Annotated in this window: 27 protein-coding genes; 14 read left to right on the top strand and 13 right to left on the bottom strand. The window is 68.2% G+C overall.

Annotated features, from left to right (window positions below):
- Positions 1-399 precede the first annotated feature (399 nt).
- The 12 genes from J3P31_RS00950 to J3P31_RS00895 all read right to left on the bottom strand — a co-directional run bounded on the left by J3P31_RS00950 (position 400) and on the right by J3P31_RS00895 (position 7742).
- On the bottom strand, positions 400-756 hold the full coding sequence (locus tag J3P31_RS00950) for an HNH endonuclease (RefSeq protein ID WP_210526366.1): 357 nt from the start codon (positions 754-756) through the stop codon (positions 400-402).
- A gap of 294 nt (positions 757-1050) precedes the next feature.
- The gene (locus J3P31_RS00945) at positions 1051-1743 is read right to left on the bottom strand and encodes a hypothetical protein (protein WP_246849205.1); all 693 of its coding nucleotides are present in this window, start codon (positions 1741-1743) and stop codon (positions 1051-1053) included.
- A gap of 283 nt (positions 1744-2026) precedes the next feature.
- Complete coding sequence (locus J3P31_RS00940; RefSeq protein ID WP_210526364.1) at positions 2027-2872, bottom strand: hypothetical protein; 846 nt, start codon at positions 2870-2872, stop codon at positions 2027-2029.
- Positions 2869-3762 carry a hypothetical protein gene (locus tag J3P31_RS00935; protein ID WP_210526362.1) on the bottom strand — a complete coding sequence of 298 codons (894 nt, stop codon included), beginning with the start codon at positions 3760-3762 and terminating at the stop codon, positions 2869-2871. The genes J3P31_RS00940 and J3P31_RS00935 overlap by 4 nt, the downstream gene beginning before the upstream one ends.
- Positions 3763-3772: 10 nt before the next feature.
- Positions 3773-4369, bottom strand: coding sequence for an MT-A70 family methyltransferase (locus tag J3P31_RS00930; protein WP_210526360.1), 597 nt, complete (start codon positions 4367-4369; stop codon positions 3773-3775).
- On the bottom strand, positions 4369-4668 hold the full coding sequence (locus tag J3P31_RS00925; protein ID WP_210526359.1) for a hypothetical protein: 300 nt from the start codon (positions 4666-4668) through the stop codon (positions 4369-4371). Before J3P31_RS00925 ends, J3P31_RS00930 begins: the two co-directional genes overlap by 1 nt.
- Positions 4665-4844, bottom strand: a complete 180-nt coding sequence (locus tag J3P31_RS00920; protein WP_210526357.1) for a hypothetical protein — start codon at positions 4842-4844, stop codon at positions 4665-4667. The genes J3P31_RS00925 and J3P31_RS00920 overlap by 4 nt, the downstream gene beginning before the upstream one ends.
- A complete protein-coding gene (locus J3P31_RS00915) occupies positions 4841-5092 on the bottom strand; it encodes a hypothetical protein (protein ID WP_210526355.1) in 252 nt (83 codons plus the stop codon). The genes J3P31_RS00920 and J3P31_RS00915 overlap by 4 nt, the downstream gene beginning before the upstream one ends.
- A complete protein-coding gene (locus tag J3P31_RS00910; protein ID WP_210526353.1) occupies positions 5089-5622 on the bottom strand; it encodes a hypothetical protein in 534 nt (177 codons plus the stop codon). Before J3P31_RS00910 ends, J3P31_RS00915 begins: the two co-directional genes overlap by 4 nt.
- A 3-nt stretch (positions 5623-5625) precedes the next feature.
- Positions 5626-6252: a hypothetical protein gene (locus J3P31_RS00905; RefSeq protein ID WP_210526351.1), complete on the bottom strand. Its 627-nt coding sequence runs from the start codon at positions 6250-6252 to the stop codon at positions 5626-5628.
- 87 nt (positions 6253-6339) lie between these two features.
- Positions 6340-6618: a hypothetical protein gene (locus tag J3P31_RS00900; protein ID WP_210526349.1), complete on the bottom strand. Its 279-nt coding sequence runs from the start codon at positions 6616-6618 to the stop codon at positions 6340-6342.
- Positions 6618-7742 (bottom strand): hypothetical protein, encoded by a 1125-nt coding sequence (locus J3P31_RS00895; RefSeq protein WP_210526348.1) that lies wholly within the window; start codon positions 7740-7742, stop codon positions 6618-6620. Before J3P31_RS00895 ends, J3P31_RS00900 begins: the two co-directional genes overlap by 1 nt.
- Before the next feature lie 343 nt (positions 7743-8085).
- Here J3P31_RS00895 and J3P31_RS00890 point away from each other — a divergent pair, with 343 nt between their 5' ends.
- From J3P31_RS00890 to J3P31_RS00880, 3 genes are all read left to right on the top strand, one after another.
- The gene (locus tag J3P31_RS00890; protein WP_210526346.1) at positions 8086-8259 is read left to right on the top strand and encodes a hypothetical protein; all 174 of its coding nucleotides are present in this window, start codon (positions 8086-8088) and stop codon (positions 8257-8259) included.
- 303 nt (positions 8260-8562) lie between these two features.
- Positions 8563-8772 carry a hypothetical protein gene (locus tag J3P31_RS00885; RefSeq protein WP_210526344.1) on the top strand — a complete coding sequence of 70 codons (210 nt, stop codon included), beginning with the start codon at positions 8563-8565 and terminating at the stop codon, positions 8770-8772.
- A gap of 144 nt (positions 8773-8916) precedes the next feature.
- A complete protein-coding gene (locus J3P31_RS00880; protein WP_210526342.1) occupies positions 8917-9153 on the top strand; it encodes a hypothetical protein in 237 nt (78 codons plus the stop codon).
- A gap of 41 nt (positions 9154-9194) precedes the next feature.
- Here J3P31_RS00880 and J3P31_RS00875 read toward each other — a convergent pair whose 3' ends face one another.
- A complete protein-coding gene (locus tag J3P31_RS00875; RefSeq protein WP_210526340.1) occupies positions 9195-9461 on the bottom strand; it encodes a helix-turn-helix transcriptional regulator in 267 nt (88 codons plus the stop codon).
- A gap of 94 nt (positions 9462-9555) precedes the next feature.
- On the opposite strand from J3P31_RS00875, the gene J3P31_RS00870 reads away from it, so the two are divergent.
- From J3P31_RS00870 to J3P31_RS00820, 11 genes are all read left to right on the top strand, one after another.
- Positions 9556-9879, top strand: coding sequence for a helix-turn-helix domain-containing protein (locus J3P31_RS00870; RefSeq protein WP_210526338.1), 324 nt, complete (start codon positions 9556-9558; stop codon positions 9877-9879).
- A gap of 262 nt (positions 9880-10141) precedes the next feature.
- Positions 10142-10450, top strand: a complete 309-nt coding sequence (locus J3P31_RS00865) for a hypothetical protein (protein WP_210526336.1) — start codon at positions 10142-10144, stop codon at positions 10448-10450.
- Complete coding sequence (locus J3P31_RS00860; RefSeq protein ID WP_210526334.1) at positions 10450-10620, top strand: hypothetical protein; 171 nt, start codon at positions 10450-10452, stop codon at positions 10618-10620. Before J3P31_RS00865 ends, J3P31_RS00860 begins: the two co-directional genes overlap by 1 nt.
- A 50-nt stretch (positions 10621-10670) precedes the next feature.
- Complete coding sequence (locus J3P31_RS00855; protein WP_210526332.1) at positions 10671-11117, top strand: TerB family tellurite resistance protein; 447 nt, start codon at positions 10671-10673, stop codon at positions 11115-11117.
- Positions 11117-11296 carry a hypothetical protein gene (locus J3P31_RS00850; protein ID WP_210526330.1) on the top strand — a complete coding sequence of 60 codons (180 nt, stop codon included), beginning with the start codon at positions 11117-11119 and terminating at the stop codon, positions 11294-11296. Before J3P31_RS00855 ends, J3P31_RS00850 begins: the two co-directional genes overlap by 1 nt.
- A gap of 59 nt (positions 11297-11355) precedes the next feature.
- On the top strand, positions 11356-11535 hold the full coding sequence (locus J3P31_RS00845) for a hypothetical protein (RefSeq protein WP_210526328.1): 180 nt from the start codon (positions 11356-11358) through the stop codon (positions 11533-11535).
- Positions 11535-11756 (top strand): hypothetical protein, encoded by a 222-nt coding sequence (locus tag J3P31_RS00840; protein ID WP_210526326.1) that lies wholly within the window; start codon positions 11535-11537, stop codon positions 11754-11756. Before J3P31_RS00845 ends, J3P31_RS00840 begins: the two co-directional genes overlap by 1 nt.
- On the top strand, positions 11749-11994 hold the full coding sequence (locus J3P31_RS00835; RefSeq protein ID WP_210526324.1) for a hypothetical protein: 246 nt from the start codon (positions 11749-11751) through the stop codon (positions 11992-11994). Before J3P31_RS00840 ends, J3P31_RS00835 begins: the two co-directional genes overlap by 8 nt.
- A 2-nt stretch (positions 11995-11996) precedes the next feature.
- On the top strand, positions 11997-12215 hold the full coding sequence (locus tag J3P31_RS00830; RefSeq protein ID WP_210526322.1) for a hypothetical protein: 219 nt from the start codon (positions 11997-11999) through the stop codon (positions 12213-12215).
- Complete coding sequence (locus tag J3P31_RS00825; protein WP_210526320.1) at positions 12215-13150, top strand: PD-(D/E)XK nuclease-like domain-containing protein; 936 nt, start codon at positions 12215-12217, stop codon at positions 13148-13150. The genes J3P31_RS00830 and J3P31_RS00825 overlap by 1 nt, the downstream gene beginning before the upstream one ends.
- Positions 13147-14253: an AAA family ATPase gene (locus J3P31_RS00820; protein WP_210526318.1), complete on the top strand. Its 1107-nt coding sequence runs from the start codon at positions 13147-13149 to the stop codon at positions 14251-14253. The genes J3P31_RS00825 and J3P31_RS00820 overlap by 4 nt, the downstream gene beginning before the upstream one ends.
- Positions 14254-14283 lie beyond the last annotated feature (30 nt).

Here is a 14283-nt window from a genome sequence, read left to right as displayed (position 1 = left end):
GCCCAGCTGTCTGGACGGCCACTCCTGCTCATCCTGAGCATCGCATGTCTTTGTGCCCTGCTAGTCTGGTACGGCACGAAATGACCGACTCACCGGCTTGGCACACGACCTCGTTGGACCCTTGAGCCTTGGGCTGTTAACCTAAGCTCATCGTCGTGACGTTTTTGGCGGTCGACGACTGAGAGACACGACCGTGCTCCCGCCAGCAAAGCGCAGGACACAGCCATGTCCAACAATTCTATACGGCCTCGCCGTCTAGTTCGCTTGCCGCAGTTTACGACAGGAACCTGGGTTGTCTTGGCCTTGAGCATTGGGGCGGCGCCGTGGGTTGCTTTAGCTGTCCTCAGCTTCTGGCCCGTGCTGCTGCACTGAGACACACGTAAGAGCGCAAGCCTTAGGTTAGCCGGTCCGAATCCCGACTGGCTTGCGCTCCTCACGTTGCTTGGAGCTGTCGTGGCACGCCCTGCATAGGCACTGCAGGTTGCTGAAGCTCCAGAACAGGTCCGGATCGCCCCGATGCGGCACCTTATGGTCGGCAACCAGCTGCGAAGTGTTGCTCTCCAGGTGTCCGCACAGGCGGCAGGTGAAGCCGTCCCGGACCAGGCACTCCCATCGTAGGCGCTGCCAGCGCTTGGTCTTGTACCAGGCCCGCCAAGGGATCTCGGCCGAGCGCCGGGCGTCCCGGCTCTGATCGGCGGGCCGCAGCCGCTGACCTGCCTGCCCCAGACGTGGCTTGAGGTTCGTCAGCCTAGCCATGGTGCTTTCTAATTGACTGCGATCAGGTGCCCCGCGCCGTCCATCAGCGCTAGTTGACTTACCCACCCGCCGCGCTGTTGACGTAAACGCTGGAGCGGCTCTAACCGGTGCGGGGCTGGACCGGTTACGAAGGTGGCGGATGGACCAAGCCAAACAACCACACTACGGCGAGGTTCCTGCTGCCTTGGTCCAGCGGCAGTCATCCGCTCACCCCAGAAATGCGAAGCGCCCGGCAGGGTGATTCCCTCCGGGCGCAGTTCGGTCCTCCTTACGATAGTCAAGGGGTCTAGATTGTCAACTGCCTTTCTCCCATGGAACGAGTGCCGGCATCTCGTCCGTGATGCCGATCTCCCGCAGCATGCCGCAGTCCCGCAGGGTCCGGCGCACATGGCTGACCGCGAACCACCACTCGGTGTAGCCTGCCCGCGCCGAGGCGATCTGCTGGGGATCGGGGCGCAGGGTCACTTGGCACCAGCGCGACTCGTAGTTCACCTGACGCCCACGGTGGACGAAGGCGCCCGTGCCGATGACTTCCGACTTGGCCTTGCGGCCGTGCCGGTTTGGGATGCACCACTCGACCGGCTCGAACCGAGGCAGGGCACCCACCATGGCATCCGGCACCAGCCCGGCCCGGGCGTGCTCGGCCACGCGCACCGCCATGTGCCGCCCACCCAGGTCATCCGGCATCTTCGAGACGATAGCCGCGATGACCTCGGCATCCTCGTGCGGCGTGGATCCGCCCCAATTGCCCGGGCCGAACTCGTCCACCGACACCCCGAGCCGGGCGCGCTGGATCAGGACGTACTCCATCCCGAAGCCCCGCCCGCGCTCCCAGACCTCACGACGCTCGGGCAGCTCGAGCTGCGCATGCTCGCGCCGGAAGGCCCAGTCCAAGGCCTGCAGGACGGACATTTCGCCGAGCCTGGTCCGGCTGTTGGAGGCCGGGAGCCGGATGGTCGCCGGCGGGAACTGGTGCTTCTGGTTCATGCCGTCTCCTGCCCCTCAACGATGAGCCCATCTCCATCGGCATCGTAGTTCCGTGTTATCGAGGACAGGACCGCGAGCATCTGGCCGTTGTGCTCAAGCCCGCGAAGGAAGCACTGCTCGATGATGTTTGGTCCTGCTGTCTGGTCTCTTGATCGGACGGTCGATGGCCGCCAGGTTGGGGGCAGTCGCGCGTCGTTTCGAACGTGTAAGCTCTGGCCTCGAGCAGTGAGCAGCGCGGCGCAGACCTCGTCAGGCCTGAGGAGGATGGCGACGCTCGTGTCGGTCACGCCATCCCCTCACGCAGGTCCGGCGTGTCGTCAGGCACCAGGTCGTAGTCCGGGGGCGCGGGCTCAGGCAGCGGCGGCAGGCCCATGCTGGCCCGGGTGGCGTTCCGGCTGGCCCGCAGCTGCCGGCCCTCCTCGCTGGCCGGGTCGGGCTCCTGGAAGTGCGGGGCGTTCTCATCCCCGACGACATCCTCCCGGCTCGGCCGATAGGTCGGGCTCGGGTCCATGCCCGGCATGCGCTGGAAGCCTCCCGCGTGGGGCTTGGTCCCCGACACCCCCGGCGACTGGTACCGGCCGGTGACGCGCTCGGCGTCGAGCCGCTGGGCCTCCTCCTCACCATAGGTGCTCCGCCAGGCATGGCGCATGTACTTGCGGTAGGGCTCCAGGTCCTCGAGCGTGACCAGGCCCGTGGCCAGCAGCTCGTCGGCCCCGCGGCCCCACAGCCGGTATTCGCTCACCGCATCGCCGCGCTGGATCCGCTCGGCGTCGATCTGGGCCGAGGTCTTCATCTGGCCGGCGGGCAAGCGGCTGCCATCGCGCGCGGTCGCCGGACGGCTGCGGCCCATCTTCGCCTCCTGGTGGGACTTGGCCGCGTCGGCGATCTGGCCCTGCGTGGGCCACAGATGACCCTTGCCGGATTCGGCGACCCGGGCCTCGACGTCGACCCACCAGTCCGCCCACTCGTGGGCTGGCGCGTGGCGCAGCACGGTCCCGAGGAGGGCGGCCAGCTCCTTGGCCCGCAGCCCGTCGTCGGCCTTGAACCGCTCGGGCGGGGTGCGACGGGCGAGGAAGTCGAGCAGGTTGCGCTTCAGGAACGACTCCCGGGTTTCGAGATCGTTGGTCACTGGCCCTCTCCCATCACCTTGGCGAAGGCGGCGTCCATCTCGGCCGCCAGGTCGAAGGTCGGGGCGTCGTCCCGAGGCGGCTTCACCAGGGCCAGACGGCGGGGCGGACGCTCCTCGCGGCTGGGCTGGGCCAGGTCACGCCCGAGCCGCTGCATGACGCCGTCCAGCGCCTTGGGGCCGTCGGGTGGGCTGTCGTAGTTTTCCTGGCTGCGGCGGACGGCCGGAACGATCTGCTCGGGTCGCAGGCCGAAGTCCTGCACCCAGCGGATCAGGTGGGGGATGGCATGGACGGCCTGCCAGTAGGTCGGGAACGGCGCTCGGATCCCGAGGGCCTCCCGAACCTCGTCCAGGATCTCATCGGGATCAAACCCGAGCGAAGCGCCCTCCCCCTCGGCCCCGCCGCGCGCACGCGCAAGGGGGGGACTACTACTTTCCTCTTCCCTTCCTTTCCCTTCCCTTCCCTTCCCTTCCCCCTGTGCAAGATCGTGTCGCGTGGGGCACGCGTCGTCCACGCGTGAGGTACGCGTCGAACCCTTTGGCGGATCAGAGTTTTCTGGCGGGGGCGGGATTTGGCTCGCCGACTCCCGATTATTGACCACTTGGTGCTTCTTGAAGCCCGGAATCGCCCCGTATTCGCGCCCGTCCACGCGATACCTGACGAGAAAGCCACGCGTGGCCAACGCGTCGAGCACGCGTGAAAAGTCGACCTTGTCGTAGGGCAGGACGTCCGATTTCAGCGACCGGACCTTCCACTCGAACCGGCCCTCGCGATCGGCGACGGTCCACAATCCGGCGAAGGCCAGCCGCAGCGGGAGGCCGGTTTCCTCCTCCGCGTCGAACAGCTCCTCGTGCTTGAAGAACTCGGGCTTGATGGTCCTGATCCTGCCCATGGCGGGGCTCCTATGCCGCGGCGGCCGGGGTCTCCGGCGCGGGGGTGAACTTGTGGGTTTCGTTGCCCCAGGCGGTCCATCCGGGCCGGGCCTGGCGGGAGAAGAGGTCGAGGCGCGGCACCTCGCCGCCGAGCAACTCGGCGTCGCGGTAGGCCTCGTCGGGCTTGCGGGAGTGCTCGCGGCGGGGGGCGAGGATGACCGACCGGACGGCGCGGGAGCAGACGCGGGGCTTGCCGCGCGAGCCGATCAGGTAAGGCTCGCCCGAGTTGCGAAGGACATACCCGGTCCCGAAGGCCAGCTTGCCGCTGGGCCCGAGCTTGGCCCAGTGACCGGCCGTCTTGAAGGTGAAGCCCCAGGCCGCCATGACGGCCAGCGCCTCGGGGAGCATCGGGTTGGTGGCCCAGAGCCAGAGCCAGCACGAGCGCGCCACGACGTGCGGAATCGGCATGGCCTTGATGGCGTCGAGGGTCAGGCACTCGTAATGGCGATCCGGGCCGCGCGTGTCCTGGGCCGGGGCGCGCGTCAGGAACGCCCAGGGCGGATCCGCCATGACCATGCCGAAGCCGCCGGCCGGGCGGAGGGACAGGAGATCGTGCCCGACGGTCATCAGAAGAGGCTCCCCTGCGACGGATCGGGGGCGCTGGCCTTGGCCTTCTTCGGCATCGAAGCGGGCGCCGGGGTCGGCACATCGACGGGGACGGGCACGACGCGCGCGACCGCGGCCAAGCGCGAGCCAAACGCCGCCTCGAACTCGGCCTGAAGGTCGGCCTCATGCTCGTCACAGGCGCGGCGATTGCCCTTGTGCTTGCGCTGGGAGTACGGCCCCGGCTCCGACCGCACGTGAGGCGCGACCAGGCTGCCGCAGTAATCGCAGCGCGGGGAGACGGTGACGGGCGGGCGCTTCATGCGGTCCCCTCCCGACGTCGCGCGCTGTCCAGGCGCGCCAGGGAGCCGTCCAGACGGGCCAGCAGCTCGCGCACGTCCTTGGGCAGGTCGCCCCGCTCCTGGTTGCCGGTGGTGGCCGCAGAGAGCCGACGAGCGGTCTGCTCCAGCGCGGCAGTTGCGGCCTCGAGCTCGGTCATGATCCGGCCCTCAGCTTCGCCAGCGAGGCCACTAGGTCGTGTTCCGGCCCGGGGAGAGACGTCAGCATCAGAAGCCGCAGGTTGTGCTCACGCCGGCGAGCAGCTCGGGCCCGCTCGGCCGAGGCCTGCGCCTCCTGGGCGTAGAGGCGGCGCATCAGGTCCAGCCGCTCGTCGTCCGCGCCGGCGTACCGGACGGAGGGGTCGTCATCGTCCTCGACCTGCGGGGCGTATGGCACCAGGGCGTTCATGCGGCCCCCCGATCGAAGAGGCCGCCCAGAGGGGCGGACTGAGCGCCGGCGTAGGTGACACAGGCGTAATCCCAGATCGCGAAGGCGTCGGCCTCGTCGTCGTTCCGGACGGGCCAGTTGAGGGCTCCGCAGCGGGCGATCAGACGCGCCTTGATCTGCTCGCGCGCCTTGGCCTTGGTGGTGCCCAGCGACGTGGCGGTGAGATGCTGGCCCAGAAAGTGCTTGCGCACCGTGGCGATGGCGACGGACCGAGGCTGGTACCCCAGGATGGTCGCCTGCCCCACGAAGCAGCTGGCCACGCCCACAAGGAAGTGGGAGGTGCGTGGTCCACCCACAGGCGCCTCATAGACCAGGACGTCTGGCCGGAAGCGATCCAGCATGTGCTGCGTGGCCCGGATGATCTTGGCGAAGCGCTCCGCCTCGGAGAGCGCTCGGCCCAGGTCAACCGTGGTGGCGCGCGGGATCTCCCCCGCGCGTCCGAAGGCGATGCCGCACCGGCCCGCCAGATCCCATGCCATGACGTTGGGCATGGCTCAGGCAGCCTCGCTGCCCAGCTTGCGGCGGCGCTGGCGTGGCGCCTGCTGCTCGAGCTCCTCAGCCGAGGCCTCGAACTCGGCCGCGTCCTGGTCGATCTCGGCCTTGCGGTTGGTTCCGTCCTCCGAATCCTGCTCCTCCCGGTCAGGTGCCGGCAGAGCCAGCAGCTCGGGCGTCGGATCCGGATCCGGATCGTCGTCGCCTGTGTCCCCTTCGGCCGGGGCCTTAGCGTCCAGGTTGTCGCCCGTGTCCGTCGCCCCACCCTCGCCCATCGGCAGCGGCGGCTGGTCGGGATCCGTCTTCACCGGCTCCCGCTCCCCCTTGAAGACGGAGGAGTCGACCATGACGATGGCCACTTCCTTGCCGACGCTGCCGCCCAGGACGGCGAGGTTCTCGGGAATGTTGGCGAAGTGGATGGGCGTCTCGATCCGAGCCTTGTCGCCGGGGATCACGACCATCTTGGCCATGAGCCCGACCGCACGTGGGAAGCCGAAGGCGGTGATCGCGGCGATGGCCTCCTCGACCAAGCGGCGGGCGTCATAGGCCAGCCCTTCGGCCAGCATGTTCTGCTCGGTCTGGTTCATGTCCTTCCAGACCCGGCGCATGTCCTTGATGCGCTTCAGCATGGCATCGCGGACGTCGCCGGCGAGGGTGTCGGATCGACGTCGATCTCGAGTTCCGGGAGGTCGTCGGGTTCGCGCAGGTCGTTCACGTCAAGCGGCATCAGGGGCTCCTGGCTGGATCGGTGCGGGGTCGGTGGGGATGCCGAGGGTCCGGGCGCGGCAGAGCGCTCCCAGGACGAGTGGCAAGGGGTGCCCAAGGGCGCGGCCGGTCTCATGGGCCCGCTCGCCCTGGCGGCACCGGAGGACGATCTCCTCGTCGCGGTAGCTCAGGGCGTGGGTGTCGGGGCGCCCACCCGGCCGCAGGACCAGGACGGGCGCAGGCTCGGCCGAGAGGGCAGCTTCGGCGGCCATGGGGGAATTGCGGGCCATCAGCTGGCGGCCTGCAGCAAGGCGCCGGCGCGGCGGCGCAGCTCGGCCACGAGCAGCTGCTGGCCGTCGACGTCGCACTTGGTCTTCGGGTGCCAGATGGGCGCGCGGAGCTGCTCCCAGCGGGCCAGGGCATGGCGCTCGTCGAGGCCCATGGCCTCGGCCGTCGCGCTGAGTCCGATCGAGAAGAGCCCTTCGACGAGCTGAAGATCCTCGGCCGCGGTCCAGGTGTTGTTGTAGGGCAGTCCGTCTAGGTGAGCCGCGATGCTGCGCTGGGTGAAGGCTGAACCAGCCGCTGAACCTTGCCGGCTCGCGCCCTCACGATGCTGGGGCTCGCTCAGGACCGGGCGGTCCTTCACGCGCTCCTCGGCCAGAGCCGCCTTGAACAGGGCCACGGCCCGAGCGGGCTCGGCCGCTGGCTCGACGGACCGGCGCGCCGGGAGGTTGACCACAGGCTGGGGTTCCTGAACGGACGACCTCTCGGGTTCGGCAGGAAGTGCGACCGGCTCTTCGACCAGGTCGGGTACGGCCTCCGGGGTGGCCGCGAGCGCGTTCATGCGGCCGCGCAGCTTGCTGACGCGTTGCCTCACCGAGCCTACTGTCCGCCCAAGGGCATGAGCGATCTGGTCCAGTCCCTCGCCTTGGCGCTTCAGGGCGATCAGTCGACCATCGTCCTCGGCCGTCCAGGACGCACCCAGCATGCTGCGAGAAGCATGGGAAGGAAGGTCCGCTGCGCGCTTCGCCTCCATCTGGGCCACAGCCGCGACATGGGCGGCGCGCACCGGTGACGCCGGCAGATCGAGCGGCGGCAGGCTTGGCGCGGCAATCAGCTCCGCGATGGGCCCGTGCTCGATCGCCACGTCCACGAGCTCCTGGACAGCCTCGGGGAAGCTCTGGGTCTCAACGGAGGCCGACGCGCCGTCGGCGTCGTCCTCGATCGAGAGTGGGGCCTCATGGGTCTGCGCTTCGCCATACGCGGCCCGGGTGACGTAAAGGCCGGCCAGGACCCGGGCGATGCCTTGCTGCTCCGCCTGGAGGCGAGCGATCTCGGCCGTGAGCATGTCTTGTTCGGCCTCGCGGAGTTCGATCTCAGTCGCGAGGACGCCGGAAAAGTCCGAGCTGATCATGGGTCACCTGGGAAAGGGGGCCCGACGCCGAAGCGCCGGGCCAGGTTCAACAGGGAGGAGTGTGGCCAGCCCACCGCGGCGCCGCCGCTGGCCCTTGGCGGTCTCGGAGGGTTGAGGACCCTTTGCCGCGACGTTCGGAAAAGTGGCTGGCGAGGCATGCGCTCCCCGCCAGCCCAGGGAGCCCGCGCCGGGGCGGTCGGGACGGCGCGATTTTAGGATGAGAGCGACACCTTGGGGTTGAGGCGTCAGTACGGCGTGTTAGGCTGATTTTCCGGCCGTGCCCTCGATCCGTACGGCTGGCGACTTCCTTGCCCGAGCAGGGGCCAACAAGAGGCAGACAAGTATGATCGACGACGAAGAGCCCTTGAGCGAAGACGAGGAAGCTCTTCTCTGGACCTACAGCCTGATGGCTCAATGCAGTCTGAGCCCGCTGAGTGGGATAGAGGCCGTGATAGGCCTCGCGCGCCGCAGCTTGCAGAGCCCCGGGGCGACCGAACACGCCATAGGCCTCGATTAGTCCATCTGGCAGCCGCGCCCTGTCGTGCGGGCCGCAGGCTGGCGTTCGGCGGAGCCAGGCCCGGAGGGTCGGGGGTGCGAGGCCATGGCACTCGAAGCCGGGCCCGATGGAGCTTTCGCTCCTTGCTGGTCCGGAGCGCCTGCGCTCGGGGCGGCGGCGCGGCGCGACGGGGAGGCGAGGCCGCAAAGCCGGGCCATTGAGCCGACCCAAGCGCACACTAAGCTGAAGAGCCTGCCGCGCGTTCGACCACAGCGGCCCTGTGTACGCCTTGCCCTCGCTTGGGCTACGAGGAGGCTTGTTCGGATGAGTGATGATGTGGTTGCCGGACCGCGTGAAGCGGCGCTCCACGAGGCCGTGTGGTTCCTGCTTCGCTCTCAGCGGAACCTGATCGAGATCATCAACCTGCTCGAGGACAGAACCCCCACGGATGTCGAGATCGCTCAGGTCGTCCGGCGCAAGCTGGAGATGAGCCGGGAGCTGACGCGGCGGGCCGACAAGCTTCTTTCGAGCTGACACCACCACCCTGGTACCCCCGAGCCCATCGGGCTCCCGCGCCCCGCCGTGCGTTGCCGCACGAGAACCTCGGAGCGGCCACAGCGCTGCCGCACGCCTCTGCGCAAGAGCGCCCTGGTGAGGGTGGCTGTGGGAGGAGGAGCGATGCAGGACGGCGAACAGATCACCGTGCGGGACGGCGAGCCCTTCGAGGTTGTGAGCCACAGCCAGCACACCCTTGTGTACCGGGTGAGCTTTCCGGGCTGCGGTTGGGTTCAGTTCACGGTCCCGCCTGGAGGTGGCTTTCAGCTCTGCGCCACCTCCGACGTCCGTGTGGACATCCAGGATGTTCTCATGAGCGGGCTGAGGGTGGTGGAAGGTCCGGACACTCAGCCGAGCTAAGCGCCTCACGCTAACAGCGCGGCGGAACCACCGAAGACCGTTCACGCTGCACCCACTGTCTTTTCGGGCAGGTGATCTTGTTCGCAGCATGCGGCATTCGCATGTGCCGAGGTATGTTGATCCCTCAGCCAAATCTCCATCGGTACCCCACCAGACGTCGCATCACTGATCCGCTTGGCGAGAGCCAAGCTTGGCGTGCGACGGCCCGTCAGCAGGTCCGCCAGAGCGCCGCGCGAGATGGAGATACTGGCCGCGAAAGCAGCCTGCTTGATGCCGTTCTCGGCGAGATACTGTTCAAGGGTGCTCATGATGCCATCTGTCGCACATAGCGAACGACTTGGCAACTGTGACGTTCGCGTCTTGCGTCAAGTGTCGCAGCTTGGCTTGGTGTATCAGTGCCGTATGAAGCACCGGATCAAGCAGATGCGTGAGGAGCGGGGCTGGACCGTCGAGGTCCTGGCCGCGAAGGTGAACATGTCTCGCAGCTACGTGAGCGAGATCGAAAACGGAAAGAAGAATGTAAACAACGTAAGGTTGGGTGCGTTCGCCAAGGCCTTCGGTGTCTCACCAATCGACCTGATCGACGATGAGAGCGTCAGTTCGGATATCTTGGACCACATCCGTCGCTTGAGAAGACTCAGTGAAGCTGATCGTCGGGCAGTGATCCGCCATGCGATAGCTTTGGATGATGGGCCGGACGAGCCGTCTCATGAAGCTGGCGGCTAAAAGCTAACCAGGACCTCAATTTAGCATCGTCTAGGCGAAGGAGCGCGGCCACCAGCTGCGCTTCGTCTGATTCGTCGGGCTCCGGCATGACCTTCCTTTGTTCTCTGTCTGTTCTTCTAACATGAATGCCTGACCTAGGTAGCGGTTTCGCGCCGCTGCGACGATAGACGCACATAGCGAACAAAGTTCTTGCCAGCTTGTTCGCAATGTGCGACGATTTCCTCGACGGCCGCATATCAGCGACCCCTCAGAGGAGCACCTGATGCAATCCCCCAACCCGACGCAAGGTCAGGGCCGCAGACCCAAGCCGACCGGCCTGCGCCATGACTGGAAGAAGCCCCGCGTGGGTGAGGTCATCGGCGGCGGCTACATCGTCGCTCGCCGCGGTGACAGCACCGGCCGAGTCCGCGCCTCCGCCTTTCCATACGAGTTCGACAACCTGCCCGACGCCGAGGTCGAGGCCGCCAAGCTGGCCAGCCAGTTTTCGGGTGAGACCTTCACGGTCTGGGCTCAGGTGAGCGGCGCGTTCCAGGAGCGCGCCCCGGGCGCTGAGGCGAGCGAGGCCGCCTGATGGCTTACCGCCTGCACGTTGAGAAAAAGCACCGCGCCACCAAGGGCGGCACCCGCCCTCGGCGGATCAGAAAAGGCCAGACGGGCGGCCGCATCCTGCGTGTCGAGAAGTGTGGGACCCGCGAGGTCAGCCACCACGCCACGCGCGGCATCCGCAGCGTCCGCGTGTGACCTGCCATCCCCGCGCCGGGGCACGGCGCATCCTCAACAAGGAACCCAAGATGGGACTTTTCGGAAAGCTGACTGAGAAGCTCACCGGCGCCGCCGGCAAGCTGTCGGGCAAGAGTGATCTGCTCGAGGCGATCTGCGCAGCCTGCGCCCTGGTCGCTGCTGCGGACGGCGAGGTCGAGAAGGCCGAGCTGGCGGCCACGGCTGACGCGCTGGCGTCCCATGATGTGCTGGGCAAGGCCTTCCCGCCATCGAAGATCGAGCAGGTCGCGGAGACCATGTTCAAGCGCGCCAGCGGCGGCTCCTTCGGCCGCACGAAGCTCTGGAACGAGGTCGAGGAGGCGAAGGCCAAGTCGTCGGGCGAGGACCTCGAGCTGGCGCTCGCGATCGTGGTCGACGTGGCCCGTTCCGACGGCCAGATCGAGGACAAGGAGCGTCCGGTGCTCGACCGGATCGCGCGGTCCTGGGGCACGTCGCTGCAAGCGGCGCTGGCGGCCTGATGGTGGCCGCGCTCCGCGAGCGGGCGCTGGCGTGGATGACGGCGGTGGCCCTCATCCTCTACCTCCTGCGCTTCGCCCTGCCCGACTTCATGATCGACCTGGCCACGCTGGCCCTGGTGCCATTGACCACCAAGGTGGCCAACCCGGCGCCTGCCTGGATCGGCACGACCAGGCGCTGACGCATCGCCCTGGCCCCGTGTGGGCCAGCACCATGCGTCATCCCCCCACAGGAGCCCCCATGAACTCGCCATCTGCCCCGACTGACCCTCGCCTGCGCCGGGCCGTGATCTGGCACAGCTTCAACCGCGCCGCCGAGGCCCGGGTCATCCTGAAGACCTGGGTGGTTGCACCGCCCTGGACCAGCGAGCCTGGGGCGAGTGGCGCGCCCGCGGTGCCTGCCGATCGGAAGCCCCGCTGATGGTCACCCACACCCTCACGACCGAGGACCTCGCCCGCATGATCCGCGCCGGCTTCCGGGCGGGCATGCCGTACGGAGCCGACAACCCCTTCGACAAGTCCGACAATCTCTTCGCCGAGCACTTCCCCGGCCTTGAGGTCGCGACCGACGGCAACCGCCAGGCGCACATCGCGGCCCTGACCCGCATCGCGGCGATCGGCCGGGAGGTGGCCCATGGCTGATGGCGGCTACACCCCCCACACTGAGGCCGACGCTCGCGCCGTCCTGATGCGCGTCACCGCGAGCAGCCCCCTTCGCGAGTTCCTGGCCTGCTACGACCGGGCCGACCTCAGCGGCTTCCGTGCGCTGACCGAGAGCCGGATCGCCGAGGCCGAGGAAGCCGCAGCGGAGATGGAGTGCCACGGGCGCGCCGTCGCGGCCGAGCTGCTCCAGTCCATCGCTTACCTGCGGGAGGTCTGACCATGAACCAGCGCATCCATCCGTCCGACGTCGACCAGGCCACCATCGCCCAGCTGCTCGACGGCCAGGTCGTGGTGATCGTGGATGAGCCCGCGGCCCGCCCTGGGCCGGATGATCGCCTGTCCTGGTTCGAGCTGGGTGTCCTTGCGGCCGCGATCAGCTTCGGCTGGCTGGCCGGGGCCTCCCTCCTGCACGGCGCCCTGTTCTTCTGGGGGCCGTGATGACCAAATACCTGGGCCCGGGCCTGCACGACATCTCGGCCGAGCGGTACCACGGGGATCCCTGTGAGCGCCCCTCGCTGTCGGCCTCGCTGGCGCATCTGCTGCTCTCCGCCACGCCCCGCCATGCCTGGTGGGCCTCGGGCCGCCTGAACCCGGACTATGAACCCGAGGAGAAGGCGCACTTCGACGTCGGCTCGGCCTTCCACGAGCTGATGACCGGCAAGGGCCGCGGCATCGAGGTAATCCCGTTCAAGGACTACAAGTCCAAGGCCGCCCAGGAACGCCGGGACGAGGCGCGGGCGATCGGCAAGGTCCCTCTCTTGACCAAGCAGGACGTCGAGGTCCGGCGCATGGTTACGGCCGCCCGCTGGCAGATGCGGCAGCACGGGATCGGCGATCCGTTCGAGGGTGGCGAGAACGAGGTCACGCTGATCTGGGAGCAGGACGGCGTGATGAACCGGCTCATGATCGACTGCCTCGATCGGGAGAACCGCGTGGCCTACGACCTGAAGACCTGCGCGGGCTACGCGGAGCCGGAAGGCTGGGTTCGAACGGCCATGAGCCACAGCGTCGACGTTCGGGCGGCCCACTACCTGGACGGGCTTTCGCGCGTCCTGGGTGGGCACTGGCGCTACCGCTTCGTCCCCATCGAGAAGGAAGCGCCGCACTGCCTCAGCGTCCTCGAGTTGAGCGAGGGCGCGCTCTTCATGGCACAGAAGAAGATCGAGCGGGCCCGCGAGATCTGGCGGCACTGCCTGGCCACGAACAGCTGGCCCGCCTGGTCGGCCGAGATCGCGGTCGTCGACCCGCCCGCCTGGCACGAAAGCAAATGGCTCGAGCGCGAAAGCCGCGAGCAGGACTTCAAGCAGCGCACCAGCCAGGACGTCCTTGCGGCGTCGATCCGGTGGCAAGCCCCTCAGGGAGTGACCCCATGATCCGCTTTGTCCCGGTCGGACAGATCACCGACCCCTTGACCGTGACCCTTGGCCTTTCCGGCGCCAGCGGTACCGGCAAGACCTACTCGGCTCTGCTGATGGCCCGCGGCATGGCCGAGGCCGTCACCGGCAAGGCCGGCGCGCCAATCGGCTACGTCGACACCGAGAACCGCCGGGCCCTGCACTACAAGCAGGCCTTCCCCGAGATGGCGCACTTCGACATGCGCGCCGTGGACGACAAGGGCCAGATGATTGGGTTCGGACCCGAGCGCTGGATCGAGGTGATCGACGCGGCCGAGGCGGCGAAGCTGCCCGTCCTGGTGATCGACAGCTTCAGCCATGCCTGGGAGGGCGTGGGCGGCGTTCTCGACCTGCACGCCCAGACTCTCGACCGGCTCACGCGGGGCGACGACAGCAAGAAGGATGCCCGCTCCCAGCTCGCCTGGGCGGAGGTGAAGCCGCGGTACCGCCGGCTGGTCGACCGGATCGTGCGGGCGACCACGAACATCATCATCTGCACCCGGGCCAAGCCGGTAATGCAGGATATCAAGAAGGGCGGGAACGCCCGGCCCACGAAGACGCGGCGCGCGGACGTCCCCTGGGATCCCGCAGCCGATGGCGACCTCATGTTCGAGATGACGGCCATGGTCATCCTGGACCCCAAGGCCCCGGGCTGCCCTGTCCACCAGATCAAGGTGGCCGACCAGTTCAAGGCCATGTTCGATCCCCGCCGCCCCATGGGCGTGGACCTCGGGCGCAAGATGGTCGAATGGGCGCGGGGCGAGAGCGACACGGCGGCGCAGAAGATCCTGCTCGATCGGGCGCGGGAGGAAGCGCGGCGCGGTAAGGACGCGTTCACCGCCTACTGGAAGGGCCTGCCGGCCGCCTCGCGTGAGGTGGTGCGGGCGATCTTGGCCGACTGTCAGGAGCTGGCGGCGCGCGCCGATGCCCAGGCCCGCTCGGATGATAGCGACCCGTTCGCCGTGTTCGGGGCGGCCACACAGGACGAGGACATCGGCCCGTCGGCCGAAGAGCGCGAGCGGGCGGAACGCGAGGCCATTGAGCAGATCGCGCGCGATCGCCAAGCGGCGGGGGTGGCGTGATGAGGTCGGACCTCACTCGGCAGCTGAGCC

Origin of the sequence: Rubellimicrobium arenae, from assembly GCF_017916275.1 — a bacterium.
Lineage (GTDB): Bacteria > Pseudomonadota > Alphaproteobacteria > Rhodobacterales > Rhodobacteraceae > Rubellimicrobium > Rubellimicrobium arenae.
The sequence above is the reverse complement of the archived record's forward strand: the minus strand, read 5'-3'. Positions and strand labels throughout refer to the sequence as shown.

Excerpts from the sequence above, each read along its gene's own strand:
- J3P31_RS00820 (WP_210526318.1), top strand. The coding sequence starts at position 13,147 with ATGATCCGCTTTGTCCCGGTCGGACAGATCACCGACCCCTTGACCGTG.
- J3P31_RS00845 (WP_210526328.1), top strand. The coding sequence starts at position 11,356 with ATGAACTCGCCATCTGCCCCGACTGACCCTCGCCTGCGCCGGGCCGTG.
- J3P31_RS00910 (WP_210526353.1), bottom strand. The coding sequence starts at position 5,622 with ATGCCCAACGTCATGGCATGGGATCTGGCGGGCCGGTGCGGCATCGCC.
- J3P31_RS00880 (WP_210526342.1), top strand. The coding sequence starts at position 8,917 with ATGCAGGACGGCGAACAGATCACCGTGCGGGACGGCGAGCCCTTCGAG.
- J3P31_RS00870 (WP_210526338.1), top strand. The coding sequence starts at position 9,556 with ATGAAGCACCGGATCAAGCAGATGCGTGAGGAGCGGGGCTGGACCGTC.
- J3P31_RS00855 (WP_210526332.1), top strand. The coding sequence starts at position 10,671 with ATGGGACTTTTCGGAAAGCTGACTGAGAAGCTCACCGGCGCCGCCGGC.
- J3P31_RS00875 (WP_210526340.1), bottom strand. The coding sequence starts at position 9,461 with ATGAGCACCCTTGAACAGTATCTCGCCGAGAACGGCATCAAGCAGGCT.
- J3P31_RS00860 (WP_210526334.1), top strand. The coding sequence starts at position 10,450 with ATGGCTTACCGCCTGCACGTTGAGAAAAAGCACCGCGCCACCAAGGGC.
- J3P31_RS00900 (WP_210526349.1), bottom strand. The coding sequence starts at position 6,618 with ATGGCCCGCAATTCCCCCATGGCCGCCGAAGCTGCCCTCTCGGCCGAG.
- J3P31_RS00835 (WP_210526324.1), top strand. The coding sequence starts at position 11,749 with ATGGCTGATGGCGGCTACACCCCCCACACTGAGGCCGACGCTCGCGCC.
- J3P31_RS00840 (WP_210526326.1), top strand. The coding sequence starts at position 11,535 with ATGGTCACCCACACCCTCACGACCGAGGACCTCGCCCGCATGATCCGC.
- J3P31_RS00950 (WP_210526366.1), bottom strand. The coding sequence starts at position 756 with ATGGCTAGGCTGACGAACCTCAAGCCACGTCTGGGGCAGGCAGGTCAG.
- J3P31_RS00905 (WP_210526351.1), bottom strand. The coding sequence starts at position 6,252 with ATGCTGAAGCGCATCAAGGACATGCGCCGGGTCTGGAAGGACATGAAC.
- J3P31_RS00865 (WP_210526336.1), top strand. The coding sequence starts at position 10,142 with ATGCAATCCCCCAACCCGACGCAAGGTCAGGGCCGCAGACCCAAGCCG.
- J3P31_RS00935 (WP_210526362.1), bottom strand. The coding sequence starts at position 3,762 with ATGGGCAGGATCAGGACCATCAAGCCCGAGTTCTTCAAGCACGAGGAG.
- J3P31_RS00895 (WP_210526348.1), bottom strand. The coding sequence starts at position 7,742 with ATGATCAGCTCGGACTTTTCCGGCGTCCTCGCGACTGAGATCGAACTC.
- J3P31_RS00825 (WP_210526320.1), top strand. The coding sequence starts at position 12,215 with ATGACCAAATACCTGGGCCCGGGCCTGCACGACATCTCGGCCGAGCGG.
- J3P31_RS00945 (WP_246849205.1), bottom strand. The coding sequence starts at position 1,743 with ATGAACCAGAAGCACCAGTTCCCGCCGGCGACCATCCGGCTCCCGGCC.
- J3P31_RS00885 (WP_210526344.1), top strand. The coding sequence starts at position 8,563 with ATGAGTGATGATGTGGTTGCCGGACCGCGTGAAGCGGCGCTCCACGAG.
- J3P31_RS00915 (WP_210526355.1), bottom strand. The coding sequence starts at position 5,092 with ATGAACGCCCTGGTGCCATACGCCCCGCAGGTCGAGGACGATGACGAC.
- J3P31_RS00890 (WP_210526346.1), top strand. The coding sequence starts at position 8,086 with ATGATCGACGACGAAGAGCCCTTGAGCGAAGACGAGGAAGCTCTTCTC.
- J3P31_RS00920 (WP_210526357.1), bottom strand. The coding sequence starts at position 4,844 with ATGACCGAGCTCGAGGCCGCAACTGCCGCGCTGGAGCAGACCGCTCGT.
- J3P31_RS00930 (WP_210526360.1), bottom strand. The coding sequence starts at position 4,369 with ATGACCGTCGGGCACGATCTCCTGTCCCTCCGCCCGGCCGGCGGCTTC.
- J3P31_RS00850 (WP_210526330.1), top strand. The coding sequence starts at position 11,117 with ATGGTGGCCGCGCTCCGCGAGCGGGCGCTGGCGTGGATGACGGCGGTG.
- J3P31_RS00830 (WP_210526322.1), top strand. The coding sequence starts at position 11,997 with ATGAACCAGCGCATCCATCCGTCCGACGTCGACCAGGCCACCATCGCC.
- J3P31_RS00925 (WP_210526359.1), bottom strand. The coding sequence starts at position 4,668 with ATGAAGCGCCCGCCCGTCACCGTCTCCCCGCGCTGCGATTACTGCGGC.